Source organism: Roseateles sp., assembly GCF_036404855.1.
Taxonomy (GTDB): Bacteria; Pseudomonadota; Gammaproteobacteria; order Burkholderiales; family Burkholderiaceae_C; genus Pelomonas.
The window spans coordinates 1-4,723 of sequence record NZ_DASWYS010000210.1 but is presented as its reverse complement, the minus strand read 5'-3'; the positions used below and the strand labels follow the sequence as shown (position 1 = coordinate 4,723).

Here is a 4,723-nt window from a genome sequence, read left to right as displayed (position 1 = left end):
GGCCGCACTCGGGTTCGCCCGTGGCAATTGGGGCGAGCCGGACGACACGGACCAGGCGGGCGCGTGATCCTCGCCGAACTCCGCGCCAACGCGTGGAAGATCACCGCCGGCATTGCCGCAGCGCTGGCGGTCGCTGCACTGATCGGCCTTCTGTACTTTCGTGGGATTTCCGCTCTTTCCGATGCCCGCGCCGCACAGGCCGAGCAGGAGAGAGATTCGGCTCGCCAGGAGGTCGTTTCGCTGAGGCAGACGCTCGACACCGAGCGCCGGCGAGCGAACGAGATGGCGGCGATCGCCAAGGACTACGAGGAGCAACGAGATGCGGCAGCAGTTGAGCATGATCGGATCGTTGCTGATCTGCGTAGCGGCAACCTGCGGCTTCGGAAGCTGTGGCAAGCCTCGGCAGCCACCGCCGAGCTGTCCCAAGCTGTCGCCTCCGCCGCCCAGCCTGATGAGGGCGCCGCAGACCGGGAACAAGGTGCGGCAGATCTTGTTCGAGCCGCAGACGAGTGCGACGCCCAAGTCCGCGGACTCCAGCAAGTGATTGAGGCGGATCGGAAGTGAAAACGTCCGAGCTGATCATCAAGCTCCAGGCTCAGTTTGACAAGCATGGAGATCTCCCAGTGTGCACTCACTTCGAGCACTACGTGGAGCTTTGCGAGCCTCCGGTCTTGCGCGACGGCTCGTTCTGGGACTACGAGACGAATGAAATGTATGTCGGCAAATACATTGCGGTGAGTTGATGGCCGACCGCCGCTACGCCTCCCGCAAGTTCGTGCTGGCCTGCGCCGGCTGGCTCGCCGGGGTCGTGTTCTTCAGCATCGGCAGGCTTGATGCAGCGCAGTGGCTCACGCAATCCGCGTGGGTGCTTGGGCTTTACCTAGCGGCCAATGTCGGGGACCAGGCGGTGACGAAGTGAGCGGCAAGGGCGACACGCCGCGACCGTTCGCGGTAGATGACAAGACGTTCTCGGACAACTGGGAGCGCACATTCGGGGCCAAGGCGGAGTCCAGCCCCCAGAAGGAACCCAAGGATGGCGAGGCCGCCGAAATTCGAGAGTCCGGAAGAGTTTGAGGCTCTGGCCGACGCTTATCTGGACAACTGCACGAAGGACGCGCCGCCCACGGTAAACGGGCTGTGTCTGGCTCTCGATATCTGCCGCGACACCCTCTGGGAGTACGCGAAGAAGGATGGGTTTTCCGACGCCGTAAAAAGGGCGAGGGCAAAGCTGGAGGGAGCCTGGGAGGCTCGGCTTGCTGGACCCAATGCTGCAGGCACGATCTTTTGGCTGAAGAATCAGGGCTGGTCGGACAAGTCCGAGCAGACCGTCAAGGTTGAGGGGGCGATCGAAGTCGTCCAGCGTCGCATTGTCCGTCCTTCAGATTGACACCGCCGAGGTCTTCGAGCCGCTGCTCGGGCCTTCGCGCTACAAGGGCGCATGGGGCGGCCGCGGTTCGGGTAAATCCCACTTCTTCGGCGGGCTGCTGATCGAGGACTGTCTGGCCTTCCCGGGCGAGACGGGCGAAGGGCTGCGCGGCGTCTGTATCCGAGAGGTGCAGAAGGATCTGGCGCAGTCCAGCAAGGCGCTTATCGAGGCCAAGCTGCGCGACTTCGGATTGGGTGAGGCGCAGGGTTTCAAGGTCTTCCGCGATGTCATTGAGACGCCGCGGGATGGCCTGCTGATCTTCAAGGGCATGCAGGACTACACGGCCGAGTCGATCAAGTCCCTCGAAGGCTTCGACCGGGCATGGTGGGAAGAGGCGCAATCGGCAACGGCCCACTCACTGAACATGCTGCGCCCGACGCTTCGCAAACCGGGTTCGCAGCTCTGGTTCAGTTGGAACGCCAGGCGCAAGACTGACCCGGTCGATCTGATGTTGCGCGGGACTGAGCTGCCCACTGGCGCTTCGGTGGTGAAGGCGAATTGGCGGGACAACCCGTGGTTCACGCCTGAGCTTGAGCAGGAACGGTTGGACTGTCTGCGTATGCAGCCGGACCAGTACGACCACATCTGGGAGGGTGGCTACGTCACCGTCTCAGAGGGGGCCTACTTCGCCCGCCAGCTGGCCGAGTGCCGGTCGCAGGGCCGCATCACGACAGTCCCGCAAGACCCGCTGATGACGCTGCGGGCCTATTGGGACATCGGCGGCACTGGAGCGAAGGCCGACGCCTGCGCAATCTGGATCGTCCAGTTCGTCGGACTCGACGTTCGTGTTCTGGACTACTACGAGGCCGTCGGGCAGCCGCTTGACGCGCATGTCCACTGGCTGCGCAAGAGCGGATACGAGCGCGCCCTGTGTGTTCTACCGCATGACGGCGCCACGAACGACAAGGTTTTCCAGGTCAGCTACGAAAGTGCGCTGACCGGCGCCGGGTTCTCCGTGAAGGTGGTCCCGAACATGGGGCCAGGCGCGGCAAACATGCGAATCGAGGCGGTTCGGCGACTGTTCCCAGCCGTCCGGTTCAACGAAAACACCACCGAGCCTGGGCGCGATGCGCTGGGCTGGTATCACGAGAAGCGAGACGAGGCCCGAGGGATTGGGCTGGGACCAAATCACGACTGGTCGAGCCATGCATCCGATGCCTTCGGGTTGATGGCGATCGATCACCAGCAGCAGCCAGCCGCGCCGAACACCGCCCCGCTGAACTACAAGAGACTCCGCTAAATGGCCGAACCCCTCACGGACGAGGAAATCCAGGCAGCCTGCCGAGAGGCGCTGACGAACAGCCTGGGTGCGCCGGACAGCGACGTTTCGCGTGCCCGTGAGCGCAACTTGGACTTCTACAACGCCGAGCCGACCGGGGAACTGGCGCCGCCGGAGATTGAGGACCGCTCGGATTTCGTGGCCACCGACGTGGCGGACACGGTGGACGGCATGCTGCCGGCACTGATGCGCATGTTCGTCGGGTCGGACGATGCGGTGACCTTCGAGGGTCAGGGCCAGCCTGGCAGCGAGCAACAGGCCAAGCTCGCCACGGCCTACGTCAACCACATCTTCTACGTGCGCAACGACGGCGTGGGCATCGTCCACGACTGGTTCAAGGACGCGCTCCTGCAGAAAGTGGGCTTCATCCAGGTGTGGGCCGAGGAAGAGTCGGACGACGCCAAGCAGAAGTACGAAGGCCAGACCCTGGAGCAGCTGGCGATGCTGGCGCAAGAGGGCTGGCAGCTTGATGGCGAGCCCGAGCAGGATGAGCAGGGCCTGATCAGCTTCACCGTGGTCAAGGAAGGCAAGCGGACCTGCATCAAGGTGCAGGCTGTGGCGCCCTCCGAGATGCGGGTGGACGTGAATGCCCGCTGGGGTGCTGAGCCGGCCATGATCGGCCGACAATTCGGCCGCCGTCGCTTCGAGCTGGAGCAGGACGGTTACGACCTGAGCGACGTGGGCGCTTCGTCCCCGGCCGAGCCTGATAGCGCCATGCTGGCGGAGCTGGGCGAGACGGACGACTTCACCTACAGCGCGCCGCACATCTCCCACGAGGAGATCGACTTCGCCGAGGTGTATATCAAGCTGGACCGCGACGGCGACGGCATCGCTGAGTGGCTGAAGGTTTGCATGATCGCCGGCAGCGTGGCGATCTACGCCGAGACGGGCGAGGCGGCCATTGAGCAGGTGGACGACCACCCGTACTGCTGGATCTGCCCGATCCCGCGCTCGCATGCGTTCTTCGGCGACTGTCCGGCAGACCGTGCCATCCAGCCGCAGCGGTTGCGCACCCGGACCATCCGGACCATCGAGGACAATATGTTCCTCACGGTCAACGGGCGGACCTACGTCAACACGTCGGCGAACGTGAACATCGACGACGTGTTGGACAACCGTGCGGGCGGCGTCATCCGCGGCCAAGGTCCGGCGCAGAATGCTATTCAGCCGATCGTGCAGCCCAGCTTGGGCGCCCCGGCGTACCAGTTCAACGAATACATCGCCTCCTGGGCTGAGAACCGCACCGGCTTCAACCGTTACAGCGCCGGCACCGACCAGAACGCGCTGAACAAGACGGCCCGCGGCACGGAGCTGCTGACAGCCAAGGCCGACATGCGCATGGAGCTGATCGCGCGGTTCTTCGCGGTCGGCATGCGCCAGATGTTCAAGAAGATCCTCAAGCTGGCGATTCAGCACCAGAACGTGCCGGAAATGGTCGCCATCAACGGCCAGTTCGTGCCGATCAATCCGTCCGAGTTCCGCAACCAGTTCAACGTGAAGATCAACGTCGGCCTGGGCAACGGGTCGAAGGAGCAGCAGGCCAATCGGATCTTGGGCCTGACCCAGATTCTCGGTATGGGTGCGCAGGCTGGTGTAGTTCGCCCGCAGCACTGGGCTGAGGCCATCCGTCTGTACGTGGAAGCCAACGAGTTTAAGAACCCGGAGCGGTTCGTTGACCCAGAGCCCACCGGCATGCCGCCGAACCCGCAGGCCTTCATGCAGATGCAGCAGCAGGTCGAGCAGCAGATGGGGCAGCTGCAACAGCAGTTGCAGCAGATGTCGCAGGAGAACGAGTCGCTTAAAGCCGACGTGCAGAACAAGCAAGCCGACACGGCGCTGAAGGCGGCCGAGCTGCAGATCAAGGAACAGGAGCTTGGCCTTAAGGCGCAGGAAGGCGCGGCCAAGTTGCAGTTGCAGGCCCGCCAGATCGACCAGTCCGAGCGCGACAGCCAGGTCAAGAACACGCAGGCCATCCGCTCGATGGAGTCCGAGGACGATGACGACGCCCGTCTGGCGCG

6 protein-coding genes are annotated in these 4,723 nt (G+C 63.9%); all 6 read left to right on the top strand.

Features of this window, described 5'->3' with window-relative positions:
- The first annotated feature begins 63 nt into the window (after positions 1-63).
- A complete protein-coding gene (locus VGF12_RS14115; protein WP_331176673.1) occupies positions 64-564 on the top strand; it encodes a lysis system i-spanin subunit Rz in 501 nt (166 codons plus the stop codon).
- A complete protein-coding gene (locus VGF12_RS14110; RefSeq protein ID WP_331176672.1) occupies positions 561-743 on the top strand; it encodes a hypothetical protein in 183 nt (60 codons plus the stop codon). The genes VGF12_RS14115 and VGF12_RS14110 overlap by 4 nt, the downstream gene beginning before the upstream one ends.
- The gene (locus tag VGF12_RS14105) at positions 743-919 is read left to right on the top strand and encodes a hypothetical protein (RefSeq protein ID WP_331176671.1); all 177 of its coding nucleotides are present in this window, start codon (positions 743-745) and stop codon (positions 917-919) included. The genes VGF12_RS14110 and VGF12_RS14105 overlap by 1 nt, the downstream gene beginning before the upstream one ends.
- A gap of 114 nt (positions 920-1,033) precedes the next feature.
- Positions 1,034-1,387, top strand: a complete 354-nt coding sequence (locus VGF12_RS14100) for a terminase small subunit (protein WP_331176670.1) — start codon at positions 1,034-1,036, stop codon at positions 1,385-1,387.
- Complete coding sequence (locus tag VGF12_RS14095; protein WP_331176669.1) at positions 1,368-2,666, top strand: PBSX family phage terminase large subunit; 1,299 nt, start codon at positions 1,368-1,370, stop codon at positions 2,664-2,666. Before VGF12_RS14100 ends, VGF12_RS14095 begins: the two co-directional genes overlap by 20 nt.
- The coding region (locus VGF12_RS14090) for a portal protein (RefSeq protein WP_331176668.1) at positions 2,667-4,723 on the top strand (2,057 nt) is incomplete at its 3' end.

What these genes read in the sequence shown, in the direction of transcription:
- VGF12_RS14100 (WP_331176670.1), top strand. Translation starts at nt 1,034, where the DNA reads ATGGCGAGGCCGCCGAAATTCGAGAGTCCGGAAGAGTTTGAGGCTCTG.
- VGF12_RS14105 (WP_331176671.1), top strand. Translation starts at nt 743, where the DNA reads ATGGCCGACCGCCGCTACGCCTCCCGCAAGTTCGTGCTGGCCTGCGCC.